The organism is Solibacillus kalamii (assembly GCF_002174535.1).
GTDB classification, from domain to species: domain Bacteria; phylum Bacillota; class Bacilli; order Bacillales_A; family Planococcaceae; genus Solibacillus; species Solibacillus silvestris.
Genome location: NZ_NHNT01000002.1, coordinates 414,156 through 431,036 on the forward strand (window position 1 = coordinate 414,156; position 16,881 = coordinate 431,036).

Genomic DNA, 16,881 nt, shown 5'->3' on the forward strand with positions numbered 1-16,881 from the left:
TAATGTCAGTATAACGAGCGAATATGAAAACGGTCTGAGAGAATTATTAGAAATTGATGAGAAAACTAATCATCATATTGAATTACGATAATTTCGCCGGTAATGGCATGGACTTGAACGATGACATCATCTTCCTGTTCAATCTCCACAAAATAGACGCCGCCTTCAGCGTTACCTTCAAATTCCACTGAATCAACTTCACCAGGCACTTCCTTTAATGCAATATCTACTACCTGCTGTTCAGACAGTAATGGCTTTGTTGCTTTTTCAACTGGCTTACTCGTAGATGTTTGATCTTCTTTTGATACTTCCGAATTATTTTGCTCATCTTGCTTTTTTTCATTTTTATGAATGAGCTTCAAATCGGAAAATTGCCCTGTAACGGCATTTACATTCACTTCAAAAATTGAACCATCTTTATTGAACGAAGCGACAAAATGATCTTTTTCTTTCACCAATGTTTGGACTTCCGCATTATAAATATCTTTAATCTTCACTTCCAGTTCATTCGTGTTCAGCTCATGCGGGGTTGATAATTGCTTGACTGTCAGTGTAATGAAAAATCCGATGAGAATGACGGCGATGCATAGTACAATCCATTTAGCTTTCATGCTGTGCACCTCCTGAGAGTGGAACAATGAGTAAAATTGTCGTTCCTTTTCCTAGTTCGCTGTCAATGGAAACTCCGGCATTCAGACGTTCGGCGAGTTCCTTTGCAATCGATAGGCCAATGCCGGTGCCACCAGTTTTACGGTTCCGGTCTTTATCAACCCGGTAAAAACGATGGAACAAATTCGGGAGATCCTCTTGAGGTATACCAACACCAAAATCCTGGATAGAGATATGCAGATCATTTTTCACAGAAGCGTGAATCTTAATGACATCGTCACTGTATTTTCGTGCATTATCGATAAATATAAAAAGCAGCTGTTTTAATTTTGCTTCATCCGTTGTAATGTCAACATCAGGAATATTAACATGAATCTCACGGTGATAGGCAGTTTTTATACTTTGAACAATCTGATCGATAAAAGGCTGTAATGCAAATGTCGTCATATTGATTTTCGTCATTTCATTTGTTTTTGCCAATGCGAGCATTTGTTCAATCATTGCCTTCATATTGGTCGTTTCCTTTAAAATCGCTTCCAACGCTTCTTCCGTAATTTTTGCGTCTTGTGTGCCACGGCGTTTTAACAGCTTTGTATAGCTTTCAATGACCGTTAACGGTGTTTTCAGTTCATGTGAAGCATTGCCGACAAATTGCTGCTGTTTGTCATGGGCATCTTCCAACTGTGCCATTAAATGATTGTACGTCGTTGCCATTTGTGCTATTTCATCGTTCGATTGCTTGCGGGTGGGAATCTGTTCATAGCTGGACTGCTGAATATTTTTTTCCATCGTCGACGTTAGCTGCAAAACGGGTTTTACGATCAGTTGAACAAATAGCTGGCTCGCCAAATAAATCGGAATGAGTGCAACAAGTGTCATCAAAACTAATATAATTAACAGTCGATTCATATTATCGGTAATGGTCGGCAATGGCTGGATCAGCTTTGCCTCGGCAATTTCATCATTCGGCAAAATGATTGGAGTAGCAAGTGCGATATGAGGGACATCATGTATTGTTTTTTCCGTATAATGCTGTGCCGGATCAAGTTTAAAATCAATTTGCTCCGAGGTTTTTTGAAGACGGATTAATGGTTTACCCGTATTATCATCAATCTTACGAACGATGATCGCTCCATCAGTCGGGAGATATGCCCCGAAAATCGAATCAATTCCATCCATGGATTCAAGTGCGCTTATTGCTGTTGTCAGCTCATTTGCCCGTGCCTGTAATTGCTCTGCCTCTGTGGAAAAGGCAAACTCTTTATACAAATAATAAATGCCTGTAAAACTGCCGATTAAAATAACCGAAGTCAATAACATGGAAAACAGATTTACTTTCGTATTAAGTTTCATTTGACGCTTCCTTTAACACATAGCCGACACCGCGAACTGTATGTAGTAGTGGCGGTAAATTCAGATTTACCTCTAGTTTTTGACGCAAATAACGGACATATACATCGACAACATTCGTATCACCATAATAGTCATATCCCCAAACCGCATTCAGCAGCTGTTCACGTGACTGTACAAGTTTAGCGTGCTTCATAAAATGCAGCAGCAAGTCAAACTCACGAGGAGTCAAATCAATTTGTAGCGCGTTTCTTGTGACTTCTCGGGTTTGCTCATTTAATGATAAGTCCTGAAATGTGTGGACAGACGATGATGTTGGTTCTGGAGCAGATTTGTGCGAAAATCGCAATGCAACACGAATTCGTGCAAGCAGTTCATCGAATTCAAACGGTTTTGTTATATAGTCATTTGCCCCGTAATCAAGCCCTGTCACTTTATCTTCAATATTGCTTTTAGCAGTCAGTAAAAGAACGGGAACGGTTTCATTATGTTTGCGAATTCGTTTCAGCACTTCCAGGCCGTTCAGCTCCGGAAGCATCACATCAAGCAACACTAAATCATATTCGTCTTCATGAAATTTCAGCAAACCGTCCGTACCGGTATTGGCAATTGTTGTTTCATAGCCTTCAAACCCTAACTCCAGCTGTAATACACGCGCGATCTGCTGTTCATCTTCCACAATCAAAATTTTAGACATGCAAAACACCCACTTCTATCTGTTTTGTATCCATCGTATTGTAAAAGAGGCGGTATTGGCAATGGAGAAACGTTATTCGGTGAAAAATGATCAGAAAGGGGTAGCGATGCTTGGGATAAAACTTCCATTTCATGTTACTCTATTTACAGGGGGTGTAAAATAATGGATTATAGTGAATTGAAAAATTTTAAGCTGCGCTATTTTATACTGTTTGCGATTGGTATATTCATAGCGAGCTTTATCTTGTTATTTTTAATCGATATCCCAGCAAGTGAGGAATGGGTTACATTTTTTGTTTCGGTCAGCTGTTTAATGTACTTGCTGCATCAAACAAAAAAATGGAATTTCTCGTTTAATGAACAGCCGATTCATATTACGATGACAAAAGGGCGCTGGGCAAAATATTTATCGATTACCGCTAGCTTCCAATTGATTACCGTTGTAATTACAACAATCCTATTCACGATTTTGTATCTTATTTTTGAAGAGCATATACGGGAACTGTTTTCATTCTTTCCAATGCTGAATTTGGATGAAGTACGGCCATCATTTCTCGTGTACGTATTATTCTTTATTAATATTTGCATTCTTGCCCCCATATATGAGGAGATGTTATTTAGAGGGATCTTGCTTCGCCGTTTCACCTTGAGATGGAGTCCGCAAAAGAGTATTATTATTTCCTCCCTTATATTTGGTGTTATCCACCTTAACCCAATCAATGTCGTATTTGCCTTTGCATTAGGATGCGTGCTTGGCTACGCGTATTTAAAAACGAAAAATATCGTGATACCAATGCTATTACATAGCTTTAATAACTTCTTGGCATATCTCCAGTTTGTCTATACAAATCAAACGACAAAACTTGATTTACCGACAACAGAAGCAGCCCAGCAGGAATTGCTGATAAACGTGGCGTTCTTTTTCATTTTAGCGGCAATTATTATTTTCTTACTCGTCAAATACTATAAAAACTTTCGTCAGTTAAAAAATCCGGCACCGATAATGGAGGAGCAAACCAATAACGAAATGATTTAGCAGTTTTAAGCCATAATAAAAATCGCCCTTTTTGCTGTATAAGGCAAAAAGGGCGATTTTTTCGGTAAATTTGAAATTATACGTTCAGCATTTTTCCGAACACACCTTGATTTTCTATTAATTCTTGGCGATTTCCTTGTTCGATGATTTTTCCTTGATTTAAAACGATGACATAGTCGACTTTGCGAATTGTATTCAGGCGGTGGGCGATGATAAAACTCGTACGGTCTTCCATCAGTTTTTCAAGTGCTTCCTGAATATGGAGTTCCGTCACGGTATCAATACTGCTTGTCGCTTCATCCAATAATAAAATTTTCGGATCGGCTACAAAGGCACGGGCGATCGATAATAGCTGTTTTTGCCCTTGAGAAATCTGGCTGCCGTCTGCACTTAAAATCGTGTCGTATTTTTCCGGCAGCTTATCGATAAATGTATGGGCATTCGCTTTTTTAGCAGCTTCATATATTTCTTCATCTGTTGCATCGAGCTTCCCGTAGCGGATATTATCTTTGATCGACATTTCAAACAGGAACGGATCCTGCAAGACAAATGCCATTTGACTGCGCAAACTCGCTTTTGAAATTTCTTCTATTTCCATATCATCAAATACAATCTTCCCGTCCGTTTTCTCATAAAGTCCTGTCAATAGCTGCATAATCGTTGTTTTCCCGGCACCGGTTTGACCGATTAATGCAACAGACTGCCCGGATTTCACTTTAAAGGACACGTTCGACAGAGTAGGGGAGGAAGCTTGTGCATCATATTGGAAAGAAACGTTCTGAAAACGCACATTCCCGAGAAGTTCCACATTTTCCCCGTCAATTTCATCTTCATTTTCATCCATGATCAAGAAAACACGTTCCGCTCCTGCCAATGCGGAAAGAACGGTGTTGAACTGGTTGGCCAAATCATTTAACGGGCGCGTAAACTGTCTTGCATACTCCGTAAAAATAATAATAGTCCCGATTGAAATATGGCCGTAATAGGCAAATAAACCACCGGCCAATGCAACAATCGCAAAGCTTAAACTGTTCAGCGTGTTCATGACTTTCGGGATAAACCCGGAATACGTTAATGCCCAGAACCCGACAGTCCGAATGCGTGTATTTTTCTCGTCAAATTGACGCAGCATTTCCGTTTCCTGTGAAAAGGCTTTAACGACATGCTGACCGGTAATGGATTCTTCAATTAATCCGTTCATTTCCCCGATCGCTGCCTGCTGCTGTTTAAATAGCAGGCTTGTGCGTTTTGTTATCCAGCGCATCCCGTAAAACATAAGTGGTACGATAAGCATTGTGATAAGTGTCAATAATGGACTGAGCCAAAGCATAACGGCAACCGTACCTGTTAATGTCAAAATACTTGATACAACTTGGATAAAGGCGCTATTTAACGTTGAGCTGATTGTTTCGATATCATTCGTCGCGCGGCTCATTAATTCCCCATGCTTTCGTTTATCGAAAAAGCGAAGAGGGAGCTTGAAAAAGTGTCCGTAAAGCTGTGTACGAATTCGGAATACAGTTTGTTGGGCGATGCCGACCATCCAATAGTTTTGGAAATAGCTCGCTAAACTGTAAAGTAAATAAATGATCGCCAGTCCGTATAGCCAGTATGAAAGCTGGCTTAGCGAACTGCCATCAATAAACTGGTCGATGAGCCGTCCAATGATAAACGGTCCGACTAATGCAAAAGCTGAGCTTAATACGACAAGCAGTAAAACGATAAACAGGAGCATTTTCTGTTCGGCTACAAAATCGAAAATACGTTTCAATGTATACGTCCAGTTTTGCGCGCGTTCACCTTTTTTCTTCTTACCGCTTGTGTTTTTTATTTGTTCTTTTGTGATGATCGGTTCATAGTTGAAAAACTTCATTCGGCAAGCACCTCCTGCTGTGAAGCAACAATTTTCGCATACAAATCGTTCGTTGCCATTAATTGTTCATGTGTGCCAAATCCGTGCAGTTGGCCTTCGTCAATGAGCATTATGCGGTCAGCCGTTTGTGCTGTCTGGATTTTTTGAGTTACAACGAGCATGGTGATGGACTCCTGATCAAGCGCCTCCCATAGTTTCTGCTCTGTCGCAACATCGAGCGCTGAAGTACTGTCATCTAAAATAAGTAACGATGCCGGTTTTAACAGGGCACGGGCAATTGCAAGTCGTTGTTTCTGCCCGCCGGATAAGTTGATACCGCGCTGTCCAATTATCGTCTCATACTGTTCGTCAAAGCTTTCGATGGAGTGATGGATTTGCGCTTTTTTTGTCGCGTCAATAATTTGCTCGATAGTTGCATCATTTTGTCCCCAGCGTAAATTGTCCACAATCGTACCCGAAAACAGGAGTGATTGCTGCGGGACATAGGAAATCGAGCGACGCAACTTCTGCAATGGGATATCCTTTATATTTTGATCGTTAATATAAATGTCTCCACTGTTCGGTTCGTAAAAATGCTCGACCAATTGTAAAATAGTCGATTTTCCTGAACCGGTAGCCCCCATAATGGCAATTTTTTCGCCGCAGTCAATTGAAAATGACAGGTTTTGAAGCGTATACTGCTCCGTTGTTGGATAACGGAATGATACATTGTCAAACTGAATCGAAAAGTCTTCTAGAAGAGGGGCTTCATTTTTCTGTACTTCCTCTATGCCTTCCTCGACATTTAAAATCTCTTCGATACGCTCAGCAGACGCTTTGGCGCGGGCATAAGCAATAATAATAAATGAGAATATAGAAAAAGATGCCGTCATACGGAATGCATAGTTAATAATAGCGGCCAAATCACCGGCAAGAATATCATTGTCCCGGATCGCATCTGCACCAACCCAAATAACAATGAGCAGACTAATATTCATAACAAACTGAAGTACGGGCAATGCAATTTCCATGACACGTGTCGCTTTGATCGTATCAAATTTCAAGTTTTCAGCAACGCTTAAAAAGCGGCTTTCTTCATATTGACCACGCATATACGCTTTAATCAATCGGACAGCCTGCAGTCCTTCCTGAAGCTGACGATTCACAAAATCAAGTCGTTGTTGTACTTGTGCGAACAGCTTGATTCCGACTGATACCATCCATACGAGGAAGATGAGCAGAAACGGAAAGCTGACACATAAAATGAGCGCAAGCTTCGCATTAATGACAAACGCCATAATAAGCGAACCAACCGTCATTAACGGTGCTTTCATTGCAATCCGCAGCATCATAAAGACGATGTTCATCGTTTGTGTAACATCGCTTGTCAGACGTGTAATAAGTCCTGAAGTTGGGAAAGTCAAGTAGGTCGCCATCGTCAGTGATTGTATTTTACTGTACAATGCTTTCCGTAGATCGAAACCGAAACTATGGGCGACATGCGCAGAGAAGAAGGAGTTGAGTACTCCGCTTATGAAAGAGAATAGGGCTAAAGCAAATAAACAGCCACCCCAAAATGCGACATTATGTAAATTTTCTTCAAGAAGGCCTTCATTAATCATTCTCGCCATGAACAGCGGCTGTATCAGATCGCTCGCAAGTTCCAATAGCATGAGAAAAAAGGCGATTGCTGCAGGCCATTTATAGCGCCTCATAAACTGAAAAATCGTTTTCATTTGGTAACTCCTTATAATGAATTCACTGAATTTTAACTCTATTATGCCATTTCGTCTATTGGAACTCAATGAAAATATTTCGAGACTCTAAATATATGGTAGGCATCAAAAAAAGGGGAGTTATCGTAAAAGTAAATTCCCTTCTACATAACTCCCCGAATTTTTAATTAATCATGTACTAATGTTTGTGCAATAGCCGGGTTTTTCTCGACTTCATGCAGTTTTTTGAAAGAGGCGATCGCTACTTCCACCATCTCGTCTTTCGGTTCTTTTGTTGTTAACAGTTGCAGCCATAATCCAGGATAGCCTAGGTAACGTAAAACAGGAATTTCACGAACGGCATTTGTCGCTTGTAATACTTCAAAAGAAATACCGATTACAACCGGGATTAGTAAAATACGGCTTACAAGACGAACCCAAAGTGGATCAACAGGTACGAAGAAATATGTAAACATACCTACAATTACGGTAAATAAAATAAAGCTTGAACCGCAACGATAATGAAGTCGTGATTGTTTTTGAACATTTTCTACTGTTAAGTCAAGGCCTGCTTCATAGCAATTAATTACTTTATGTTCAGCTCCGTGATATTGGAATACCCGCTTAATCAACGGCGTCATCGAAATAATCTGCAAATAGCCAAGAAGCAAAATTAATTTAAAGCCGGTTTCAATAAAAATTTGAACGGTTTTTCCTGGGAACCAAGGTTTTAAAAATTCTGCCAGAAACATCGGCACTAATGTAAAGACAAACTTACCGAATAGAAACGAGAGTACACCAATAACGGCTACACCTAATATCATCATTAACTTCGATGGCTCTTCACCACTGTTTTCCTCTTCTTCGCCTGGTGTAACATCATAGCGGTCAGAAGCAAATTGCAAATGGCGCGACCCAAAGCCTGCCGATTCGATTAGTGCGACAACCCCACGAACGAAAGGAATTTTTTTTAGCTTTTGAAAAATTGGCTTTTTCTCTTTTTTTACATGGAAATAATCGATGGAATCGTCATTTCGACGGATTGCCGTTACCATATGATCTTGACCAGTGAACATAACACCTTCTAAAAGCGCTTGCCCACCATATACTGGCGCATTATTACTCACTTGCTCGACACCACTCTCTTATAAAATTTCAATCTATTTTTAAGGCGGGAGAATGGAGTCTATCCATCTCTTGTCTTTGTTATACCCTCATATTGTACTAAATTTTGGAGAAAAGCACTATTCATTCGAATAGTTTTTTTACAATCGGTCATACTGAGTCAAAAAAAGGAGTTTTTGTCATGCATCTGTTTGTCACTGCATTATTTACATCATTTATTGTGACAGTAGGCTTAAAAGGTTTGCACTTATTTAATTTTATTAAATGGCATCCGGTATCATTTCTAAAAAAATTGGAATGGTTCGAATGGACGGCATTCGAGCGATGGGTTATTTTATTTTTAATGATAGCGATTGTTGCTTTTTTATTATTGGTCGTAACACAGCTTCTCGTTATGGTGCCTCCTTTTTTACTATCACTTATTTTGGGAATTGTCATGGCATCATTACTCGAATGGAAAATCTTAAATCTACCTATTGAATTGTCATCCTTAAAAAAATTCTCCATCCCATTTTTTATTGTAATTTTAATAGCGATGCGCTTGATTGTCGAAACAGCCAGGTACCGTACAAAGACATTATTTCGTTAGTCGAAAGTATTGATGTCTGAAAAGTCTGTGATAAAATAGGGACAGTATAAAAAGAAGCGTTCACAATGAAGCAGCTTGTATTAAAGGTCCCTTTTAACACCTTGGAAAGTGTAATTTAAAGGGTTTAAAGACATAGGAGTATTGCATCGCGTAACGCCAAAGTTTCTGTGATTGAAAGCAGGACAAATTTGTAGATTCGCCAATTAAATGGCCATCTGCAAGTTTTTACAACACTAAAAAGGGGAATGAGAACAGATGAAACTTACTAAACTACGTCAAGCACTAAACGAGAACAATGTCGAAGCAATACTCATTACAAATGAATACAACCGCCGTTATATGACAGGCTTCACTGGTACATCCGGTGTTGCAGTTGTTTCTCAGCAGGATGCTGTTTTTATTACAGATTTCCGCTATACAGAACAAGCTTCAGAGCAAGTAAAGGAATTCCGTATCGTTCAGCATAGCGGTCCGATCCATGAAGAAGTGGCAAAACAAGTGGCGGCAATGGGTGTAAAATCATTGGCATTTGAAAAAGATGCCATGCAATATGGTACATATGAAGTATATAATTCGGCAGTGAATGTTGATTTCGTGCCAGTTTCCGGTTTAATTGAAAAAATTCGCTTGATTAAGACTGAAGAAGAGATTAATATTATTAAGGTTGCATGTGAAATTGCAGACAATGCATTTACACATATTTTAAATTTCATCAAGCCTGGCATTACAGAGCTTGACGTATCGAATGAATTAGAATTTTTCATGCGTAAACAAGGTGCTACAAGCTCTTCGTTTGATATTATTGTTGCAAGCGGATTGCGTTCGGCATTGCCGCACGGTGTTGCGACAAACAAAATTATTGAAACGGGCGATTTTGTAACACTTGATTTTGGTGCTTACTATAATGGTTACATTTCGGACATTACACGTACAATCGCTGTAGGCCAACCTTCAGAGAAGTTGGTAGAAATGTACAATGCTGTGCTCGAGTCTCAGCTTCTTGCGCTTGGAAAAGTTGGTCCGGGCATGACAGGGATTGAAGCGGATGCTGTAGCACGCGATTATTTAAAATCAAAAGGCTTAGGTGAAGCATTTGGTCACTCAACAGGTCACGGTATCGGCCTAGAAGTGCATGAAGGACCTGGGTTATCATTCCGTTCAAATACGGTCCTGGAGCCTAATATGGTTGTAACAATTGAACCGGGCGTCTACATTCCTGGAATTGGTGGCGTTCGAATTGAGGACGATATTTTAATCACAAAAACGGGTAATGAAGTACTAACACATTCGACTAAAGAATTAATCATTTTATAATTTGGAGGAAATAATTCATGATCTCAGTAAACGATTTCCGTACAGGTTTAACAATTATCGTTGACGGTAACTTATTCCGTGTACTAGAATTCCAACACGTAAAACCAGGTAAAGGTGCTGCATTCGTACGTTCTAAATTACGTAACCTACGTAACGGCAACGTAACAGAAAAAACTTTCCGTGCTGGTGAAAAAGTAGAAAAAGCAATGATCGAAAATCGCAAAATGCAATATTTATATGCACAAGGTGATGAGCACGTATTCATGGATTTAGAGTCATATGACCAAACAACATTAGCTGCTGCTCAAATCGAAGAAGAACTTTACTACTTATTAGAGAACATGGAAGTTCATATCCAAACATATCAAGGCGAAATGTTAGGTCTTGAATTACCAAACACAGTAACGTTAGAAGTTGCTGAAACAGAGCCGGGCATCAAAGGCGATACAGCTTCAGGCGGTTCAAAACCAGCAAAAATGGAAACTGGCTTAATGGTAAACGTGCCATTTTTCGTTAACCAAGGCGATAAATTAATTATTAATACAACTGAAGGCACTTACGTTTCACGCGCTTAATCGTTTTGAAACAATAGTGATGAGGCAGGGATATTGTAGAAATACAATATCCCTGCCTTTTTATGTGCTAAACGAAAATCACGCCAATCGAATCTAATTAAATGAAAAATATTTCAAATTATAGCCTGCTAATGGAGCGTTAGGTATAATCGAAGAAAGGAGTGGATAGTAGATGATGGAAAAACTACCAATTGAAAATCCGATTGTACAGGCACCAATGGCAGGTATTACAACCCCTGAATTTGTAGTGGCATGCTGTGAGACTGGTGTATTAGGTTCAATTGGGGCAGGGTATTTGAACGGTGAGGAAACAAAGCGATTTATACAGGACGTGAAAGCATTAACTGAAAAACCTTTTAGCGTGAATCTGTTTGTTCCGGAACAGACTCAATCGGACCTTCATTTAGTTCAACGTGCACGTGAAGCATTACAGCCAATCTGTGATGAGTTGAATATTCCAATTCCGGAATCTATTCCAACATCTAATGTTTTTCAAGAACAAGTACAGGCGATTCTTGAAGAAGGCGTGACGGTCGTTTCCTTCACATTTGGTTTGCCCGATGACGAAACATTATCAGCACTTAAACAAAAAGACGTGTACTTGATTGGCACAGCAACTTCGGTGGAAGAAGCGGTCGCTGTTGAAAAAGCGGGGTTGAATGCAGTCGTTGTTCAGGGAATAGAAGCTGGCGGACACAGAGGATCATTTATTGAACCAATGGCACTCCATTCAACAGTGGAGCTGTTGAAAGCTGCAAAAGAGATTATTTCGATCCCTGTCATTGCAGCAGGTGGGATTATGACAAAGTCTCAAGTTTTTGACATGCTTGAATTAGGGGCTTCGTATGTTCAGATAGGAACGGTGTTATTGACGGCAACTGAATGTGCGGCACCAAAACTACATAAAGAGGCGATTTTAAATTCCAGAGAACAATCGACAACGTTGACGAAAGCATTTACCGGTAAATATGCGCGAGGGCTAAAAAACAGATTTACCGAGCAATTAAAAGAAGCGGTTACTGCTCCGTATCCGCTCCAGCATTATTTGACCCAACCGATCCGAAAAGAAAGTGCCCGTCAAAACAACCATGAATATATGTCTCTTTGGATGGGGGAAAATAGCTATTTGGCTAAAGAAGCATCTGTTAAAGAGATTATCGAAACTCTCTTACAATAAAAATTTTTACACTGATGATAAAGGATAAAACTTTCTCATCGGTGTTTTTTTGTGCTTATTTGATTGGATAGTGCATATAGTTTCGTTAAGGAAGGAGGGCTTTATTGGAATTACAAGATGTGCTTCGTGTTGCAGGGATTGGGTTGATTATTGCACTTCTTCATTTATTCTTCGAGCATTTAGGAAAAAAAGAGTTTTCGTTTTTCTTGTTTTTCATTGCGTATTTATACATGACGATTGAATTAATTCGATTTTTGCGCTTGTTCTTTCAAGAGATTGTCGTATTTTTCCAATGGTTGACGGCCGTCTAGCTAAATGATTGCGCTATTTGCAAGTGTCATTTATTTAGTTCTGTTTTTATTTTTAAAACAGACGATGGACAAGCTACATTCAATCATTGTCGTCATCGCTTTCTTTATTTTTTTCCAATTTGTTGTTCGCGAGCAACTCATTCCGCTTTGGCAGCGACTCGCAGTTATTTTCAATAATGTTCCATACAGTAAGGGACTTCTCTTCACGGCATTACTTTTTTTGCTGAATGAATTAATCTGTCAGCTATTAGATCAATTTGAATATGAAGCTTTTGCGACATTAGTTACGTTGTCCATTCGCATGACCGCAGTGTTATATTGGATCAATCTGCTACAACCGAAATTTCAGCTATTAATCCAATTATTAGAAAGGCTACAGTAATGCAGACAATTTATTCGATTTTTACAGAGCCCATTCAATCTTTAGTGTATTCTTTGCTGCTAGTAGCGATATATATTTTGATGTATTTACTGCTACTTGCTTTAGTCCCGAAAGAAACCGCGTTAATTGAACAGTTATTTATTATTTTGTTTATCGTAGTATTTGCACAAAATGTCGTCGATGCCTTTGTTGTGCTGTATGAGCTTATTGCCATACTGCAAAATTTCTTTATGGCTATTTTACCGATTATGTCATTTATGCTGTTGACAATTCAAACCGTATTTACGGCGATCGCATGGAATCCAATCATCATTCTTTTTGTCCAAATTATTTTATTTATCAGCACAAACGTTACAATACCTTCTCTAATCCTCGCATTAATATTTGATGTCTGTACAAAAATATATCCGGCTATTTCTTTTTCAAAAGCTGCAGATCTTATTCGTTCTTCTATATTAAGCGTCATGATTGCGTCGGTTATTGCATTGACATCGATTTTGACGCTTTCCGGTGTCGCCTTTATTCAGCTAAATGACGCATTAAAATCACCTATAAAAAAATTAATTGAGCAAAATATTCCGTTAATCGGCAATTTGATTGTAGAAGGGCTGTCCTTTTTCCAAAAAACTCAGTCAACCGTTTCCACCTTTGTTGGACTGTCCTTTTTAACAATTATTTGGGGTGCGGCTTTTTATCCGGCGACGGTACTATTGCTACACGCACTGCTGTTTAAAATTATTGGTGCCATTATAGAACCGTTTACAAATATGCGTATAAGCGGTCTATTTGATGATGTTGGAAAGACGATGTTTGTTTTATGTGCGGTTGCCTTTTTACTTGGCTTCGCAATTATGTTTATCGTACTGTTATTTATTTTCTTTATGCAGATGTCCATGGGGGGAAAAACATGATTCAATTATTTCTTTTTATTTTACTGGGCAGCAGTCTTCTCATATTTGCTGATGAGCGGCAATGGCAAGTATATGTAAAGCTCGCATTGTATTTATTCGTGACAAGCACAATTCTTTCATTGTTTGCATAACCGGTTTGTTTCGTTCATACATTATGTTGAAATCTAGTAGAGAAGGGGGCGTATACGCTTAATAATGTGGAAAAGAAACAAGCGAATCGTCCTATCTTATTAATTGTCATTGCCGTAGTATTTATTATTTTTTTATTCATGTTTCTATCACAACCGGAGAAAGGAGAAAGCAATAACTCAAATGAGGAACAGCTTGCAAAATTATTAAGTGAAATTCAGTCAGTCGGACAAGTTCAGGTTTATTTTCACTATGATCAACAAAGTGAACAGCAATTTTTGTCTGTCACACAACAGCAAAAGCTATCCGGTGTCATCATTGTGGCACAAGGAGCGAATAATACCGACGTGAAAACCATGCTAAAGGAAACCGTTGGGCATGTACTGCAAATTCCGTCACATCGTATTCAAGTAGTGCCAATGCAAATTAAGGGGGAAAACAAGTGAAAGTGAAAAAGCGAACAGTATGGTTCTTAACAGTAGTAAGTTTAGCTGCGGTAATTTCTGTATTTTATATTTTTGAAGACAATACGCCGAATATTTTAACGATCTTCTCTGATGAAACGATTGATGAAACAGATATTTTAGGGGTTAATCAAAACCTGACACAAACTGTTAATTCAGAAAGCGACTTATTCCAGGAAGTACGTTTAGAGTTAGCTAACAAACGCAGCCAGCAAAAAGAACAATTGACGCAAAAGATTGCTGCTGATGAATTTACAGCAGAAGAAAAGAATGAGGCATTCAATGAAATGGATGAACTGATCAAATTGGAATCATCGGAAGCGATGCTGGAAATGCTTATTAAATCAATCGGCTATTCAGATGCCCTTGTCCGAATTGAAGGAGATAAAGTGGCTGTACGAGTTATGTCAGATGAAGTATCCGAGAAATTGGCAGATGAAATCTTATACGTTGTGCGTTCTGAATTTAAAGATTACGTAAATGTTAGCGTAGAATTCGAACCTTTTAATTAAAAGGGCGTCATATTAATGTAAAGCAGTAAATGTGTTATATAGCAGATTGAAATATTTTTCTTTGTCTTAATATACGATTGTTCTGCTTTATGCCTATTTTTGAGCTATTTAAAATTATTTGTTTCAAAATAGTCCGAAAAATTATAAAATAGGGTTTGTATTGTTATTACTTTTTATTAAGGGAGAGTTAAGAATGTTCAAAGTTCAAGAAATCCGAGAAATTATTAAATTAGTAGATGCTTCATCAATCGACGAGTTTGTATATGAAGCGGACGGCGCAAAGGTTAAACTAAAGAAAAACAACGGTGTTACAGAAGTAGCAGCTCCTAAAAAAGTACAAGAAGCAGCACCGGTTGCAGCAGTAGCGGCACCAGCTCCAGTACAAGTAGAAGCGGCACCAGCTCCAGCTCCTAAAGCAGAAGCTCCAGCAGCACCAGTAGAAAACACGGCTGATTTACATAAAATCACGTCTCCTATGGTTGGAACATTCTATCAGGCTCCAAACCCGGAATCACCAGCATATGTAAAAGTAGGCGATAAAGTAGGCGAAGAGTCAATCGTTTGTATCGTAGAAGCGATGAAGTTATTCAACGAAATCGAAGCTGAAGTTAAAGGTGAAATCGTAGAAATCTTAGTTCAAGATGGCCAATTAGTAGAATATGGTCAACCATTATTTTTAGTAAAAGCTGAATAAGGAGCGTATATACAAATGAAAAAAGTATTAATCGCAAACCGAGGCGAAATTGCAGTACGTATTATTCGTGCATGTAAAGAGCTAGGTATTCAAACGGTCGCAGTATATTCTGAAGCAGATGCGGATGCATTGCATGTAAAGCTTGCGGATGAAGCATATTGTATCGGACCAAAGTTATCGAAAGATTCGTATTTAAGTTTCCCGGCAGTTTTAGGGGTAGCACAAAAAACAGGTGCTGACGGGATCCACCCAGGATATGGTTTCTTGGCGGAAAACGCAGCATTTGCTGAAGCTTGTGAAAACGCGGGTATTAAATTTATCGGTCCTTCTTCGGATGCGATTAAAATCATGGGGATTAAAGACGTTGCACGTGACACTATGGAAGCGGCAAATGTTCCGTTAGTTCCTGGTACAGGCATTGTACCGAATATTGAAACAGGTAAAGAATGGGCTGCGAAAATCGGTTACCCGGTCATCATTAAAGCAACTGCTGGTGGTGGCGGTAAAGGGATCCGTGTTGCACGCACAGAAGAAGAGCTTGTAAAAGGAATCGAAATTACTCAAAAAGAGGCAGCGGCGGCATTCGGCAACCCTGGTGTTTATTTAGAGAAATTCATCGAGTATTTCCGTCACTGCGAGATTCAAGTATTAGCGGACAGCCATGGCAATGTTGTACACCTTGGCGAACGTGACTGTACTGTTCAACGCCGCATGCAAAAACTTGTAGAAGAAGCGCCGTCTCCGGCACTATCTGAAGAGCGCCGTGCAGAAATGGGCGAAGCTGCTGTAAAAGCAGCGAAAGCATGTAACTATGAAGGTGCTGGTACAATCGAGTTCATCTACGATTACCAGGAAGATCGTTTCTACTTCATGGAAATGAACACACGTATTCAAGTTGAACACCCTGTAACAGAGATGATTACAGGTGTTGACTTAGTACAACAACAATTAAAAATCGCTTCTGGTCAAGAACTGCCGTTCAAACAAGAAGACATCAAAATTAACGGCTGGGCAATTGAATGCCGTATTAACGCTGAAAATGCATACAAAAACTTCATGCCTTCAGCAGGTACTGTAGATACGTATGTAGTACCAGGCGGTTATGGTGTGCGTATCGATTCTGCAGTTTATGCAGGCTATACGATTCCACCATACTACGATTCAATGGTCGCAAAACTGATCGTTCATGCAGACACTCGTGAAGAAGCAATCGCGAAAATGAACCGCGCGTTATCGGAATTTGAAGTAGCTGGACCTGGAATTAACACTACAATTCCATTCCACCAGGCTTTAATGAACAACGACGTATTCAAATCAGCGAAATTCAACACGAAGTTCCTGGAAGAGAATGATATTTTAGGTGTGAATGTGAAATCTTAATTAGATTTTAATATGATTTTAACCCTCTAATTTTAAATTAGAGGGTTTTTATTTTTTTTG

The 16,881-nt window shown here is 39.2% G+C and carries 19 protein-coding genes; 13 read left to right on the plus strand and 6 right to left on the minus strand.

Going from position 1 to position 16,881, the window contains the following annotated elements; all coding sequences use genetic code 11:
- Positions 1–65: 65 nt before the first annotated feature.
- The 3 genes from CBM15_RS05735 to CBM15_RS05745 are packed head-to-tail and all read right to left on the minus strand — an operon-like array spanning position 66 to position 2,656.
- Positions 66–611, minus strand: coding sequence for a PepSY domain-containing protein (locus tag CBM15_RS05735; RefSeq protein WP_087616163.1), 546 nt, complete (start codon positions 609–611; stop codon positions 66–68).
- Positions 601–1,962 (minus strand): sensor histidine kinase, encoded by a 1,362-nt coding sequence (locus CBM15_RS05740; RefSeq protein WP_087616165.1) that lies wholly within the window; start codon positions 1,960–1,962, stop codon positions 601–603. Before CBM15_RS05740 ends, CBM15_RS05735 begins: the two co-directional genes overlap by 11 nt.
- Complete coding sequence (locus CBM15_RS05745) at positions 1,952–2,656, minus strand: response regulator transcription factor (RefSeq protein ID WP_008404288.1); 705 nt, start codon at positions 2,654–2,656, stop codon at positions 1,952–1,954. The genes CBM15_RS05740 and CBM15_RS05745 overlap by 11 nt, the downstream gene beginning before the upstream one ends.
- 162 nt (positions 2,657–2,818) lie before the next feature.
- Here CBM15_RS05745 and CBM15_RS05750 point away from each other — a divergent pair, with 162 nt between their 5' ends.
- On the plus strand, positions 2,819–3,691 hold the full coding sequence (locus tag CBM15_RS05750) for a CPBP family intramembrane glutamic endopeptidase (protein ID WP_087616167.1): 873 nt from the start codon (positions 2,819–2,821) through the stop codon (positions 3,689–3,691).
- A 76-nt stretch (positions 3,692–3,767) separates the two neighbouring features.
- Here the strand turns inward: CBM15_RS05750 and CBM15_RS05755 are convergent, their stop codons facing one another.
- From CBM15_RS05755 to CBM15_RS05765, 3 genes are all read right to left on the minus strand, one after another.
- Positions 3,768–5,564 (minus strand): ABC transporter ATP-binding protein, encoded by a 1,797-nt coding sequence (locus CBM15_RS05755; RefSeq protein WP_087616169.1) that lies wholly within the window; start codon positions 5,562–5,564, stop codon positions 3,768–3,770.
- Positions 5,561–7,279, minus strand: a complete 1,719-nt coding sequence (locus tag CBM15_RS05760) for an ABC transporter ATP-binding protein (protein ID WP_087616171.1) — start codon at positions 7,277–7,279, stop codon at positions 5,561–5,563. Before CBM15_RS05760 ends, CBM15_RS05755 begins: the two co-directional genes overlap by 4 nt.
- Before the next feature lie 167 nt (positions 7,280–7,446).
- Positions 7,447–8,385: a DUF1385 domain-containing protein gene (locus CBM15_RS05765; RefSeq protein WP_008404279.1), complete on the minus strand. Its 939-nt coding sequence runs from the start codon at positions 8,383–8,385 to the stop codon at positions 7,447–7,449.
- Between the two features lie 179 nt (positions 8,386–8,564).
- On the opposite strand from CBM15_RS05765, the gene CBM15_RS05770 reads away from it, so the two are divergent.
- From CBM15_RS05770 to accC, 12 genes are all read left to right on the plus strand, one after another.
- On the plus strand, positions 8,565–8,972 hold the full coding sequence (locus CBM15_RS05770; RefSeq protein ID WP_087616173.1) for a DNA helicase: 408 nt from the start codon (positions 8,565–8,567) through the stop codon (positions 8,970–8,972).
- Between the two features lie 255 nt (positions 8,973–9,227).
- Positions 9,228–10,286 (plus strand): M24 family metallopeptidase, encoded by a 1,059-nt coding sequence (locus CBM15_RS05775; protein WP_087616175.1) that lies wholly within the window; start codon positions 9,228–9,230, stop codon positions 10,284–10,286.
- A gap of 17 nt (positions 10,287–10,303) precedes the next feature.
- Positions 10,304–10,861: an elongation factor P gene (gene efp / locus CBM15_RS05780; RefSeq protein ID WP_014823464.1), complete on the plus strand. Its 558-nt coding sequence runs from the start codon at positions 10,304–10,306 to the stop codon at positions 10,859–10,861.
- A gap of 172 nt (positions 10,862–11,033) precedes the next feature.
- Complete coding sequence (locus CBM15_RS05785) at positions 11,034–12,038, plus strand: NAD(P)H-dependent flavin oxidoreductase (RefSeq protein WP_087616177.1); 1,005 nt, start codon at positions 11,034–11,036, stop codon at positions 12,036–12,038.
- Positions 12,039–12,142: 104 nt separating this feature from the next.
- Positions 12,143–12,349 (plus strand): hypothetical protein, encoded by a 207-nt coding sequence (locus CBM15_RS05790; protein ID WP_008404269.1) that lies wholly within the window; start codon positions 12,143–12,145, stop codon positions 12,347–12,349.
- Between the two features lie 4 nt (positions 12,350–12,353).
- The gene (locus CBM15_RS05795; RefSeq protein WP_008404267.1) at positions 12,354–12,731 is read left to right on the plus strand and encodes a hypothetical protein; all 378 of its coding nucleotides are present in this window, start codon (positions 12,354–12,356) and stop codon (positions 12,729–12,731) included.
- Entirely contained in the window at positions 12,731–13,642 is a 912-nt protein-coding gene (locus tag CBM15_RS05800) for a stage III sporulation protein AE (protein WP_087616179.1), read from the plus strand. The genes CBM15_RS05795 and CBM15_RS05800 overlap by 1 nt, the downstream gene beginning before the upstream one ends.
- Entirely contained in the window at positions 13,639–13,773 is a 135-nt protein-coding gene (locus tag CBM15_RS19605; RefSeq protein ID WP_269454576.1) for a hypothetical protein, read from the plus strand. Before CBM15_RS05800 ends, CBM15_RS19605 begins: the two co-directional genes overlap by 4 nt.
- A 66-nt stretch (positions 13,774–13,839) precedes the next feature.
- Entirely contained in the window at positions 13,840–14,217 is a 378-nt protein-coding gene (locus CBM15_RS05805) for a hypothetical protein (protein ID WP_087616181.1), read from the plus strand.
- Positions 14,214–14,747: a SpoIIIAH-like family protein gene (locus CBM15_RS05810; protein ID WP_087616182.1), complete on the plus strand. Its 534-nt coding sequence runs from the start codon at positions 14,214–14,216 to the stop codon at positions 14,745–14,747. The genes CBM15_RS05805 and CBM15_RS05810 overlap by 4 nt, the downstream gene beginning before the upstream one ends.
- A gap of 193 nt (positions 14,748–14,940) precedes the next feature.
- Positions 14,941–15,441: an acetyl-CoA carboxylase biotin carboxyl carrier protein gene (accB, locus tag CBM15_RS05815; RefSeq protein ID WP_014823467.1), complete on the plus strand. Its 501-nt coding sequence runs from the start codon at positions 14,941–14,943 to the stop codon at positions 15,439–15,441.
- Positions 15,442–15,456: 15 nt separating this feature from the next.
- On the plus strand, positions 15,457–16,821 hold the full coding sequence (accC, locus tag CBM15_RS05820) for an acetyl-CoA carboxylase biotin carboxylase subunit (RefSeq protein ID WP_014823468.1): 1,365 nt from the start codon (positions 15,457–15,459) through the stop codon (positions 16,819–16,821).
- Positions 16,822–16,881 lie beyond the last annotated feature (60 nt).

Bases quoted from the DNA above. Each gene is read 5' to 3' on its own strand.
- CBM15_RS05735 (WP_087616163.1), bottom strand. From the start codon at position 611: ATGAAAGCTAAATGGATTGTACTATGCATCGCCGTCATTCTCATCGGA.
- CBM15_RS05740 (WP_087616165.1), bottom strand. From the start codon at position 1,962: ATGAAACTTAATACGAAAGTAAATCTGTTTTCCATGTTATTGACTTCG.
- CBM15_RS05745 (WP_008404288.1), bottom strand. From the start codon at position 2,656: ATGTCTAAAATTTTGATTGTGGAAGATGAACAGCAGATCGCGCGTGTA.
- CBM15_RS05750 (WP_087616167.1), top strand. From the start codon at position 2,819: ATGGATTATAGTGAATTGAAAAATTTTAAGCTGCGCTATTTTATACTG.
- CBM15_RS05755 (WP_087616169.1), bottom strand. From the start codon at position 5,564: ATGAAGTTTTTCAACTATGAACCGATCATCACAAAAGAACAAATAAAA.
- CBM15_RS05760 (WP_087616171.1), bottom strand. From the start codon at position 7,279: ATGAAAACGATTTTTCAGTTTATGAGGCGCTATAAATGGCCTGCAGCA.
- CBM15_RS05770 (WP_087616173.1), top strand. From the start codon at position 8,565: ATGCATCTGTTTGTCACTGCATTATTTACATCATTTATTGTGACAGTA.
- CBM15_RS05775 (WP_087616175.1), top strand. From the start codon at position 9,228: ATGAAACTTACTAAACTACGTCAAGCACTAAACGAGAACAATGTCGAA.
- efp (WP_014823464.1), top strand. From the start codon at position 10,304: ATGATCTCAGTAAACGATTTCCGTACAGGTTTAACAATTATCGTTGAC.
- CBM15_RS05785 (WP_087616177.1), top strand. From the start codon at position 11,034: ATGATGGAAAAACTACCAATTGAAAATCCGATTGTACAGGCACCAATG.
- CBM15_RS05795 (WP_008404267.1), top strand. From the start codon at position 12,354: ATGATTGCGCTATTTGCAAGTGTCATTTATTTAGTTCTGTTTTTATTT.
- CBM15_RS05800 (WP_087616179.1), top strand. From the start codon at position 12,731: ATGCAGACAATTTATTCGATTTTTACAGAGCCCATTCAATCTTTAGTG.
- CBM15_RS19605 (WP_269454576.1), top strand. From the start codon at position 13,639: ATGATTCAATTATTTCTTTTTATTTTACTGGGCAGCAGTCTTCTCATA.
- accB (WP_014823467.1), top strand. From the start codon at position 14,941: ATGTTCAAAGTTCAAGAAATCCGAGAAATTATTAAATTAGTAGATGCT.
- accC (WP_014823468.1), top strand. From the start codon at position 15,457: ATGAAAAAAGTATTAATCGCAAACCGAGGCGAAATTGCAGTACGTATT.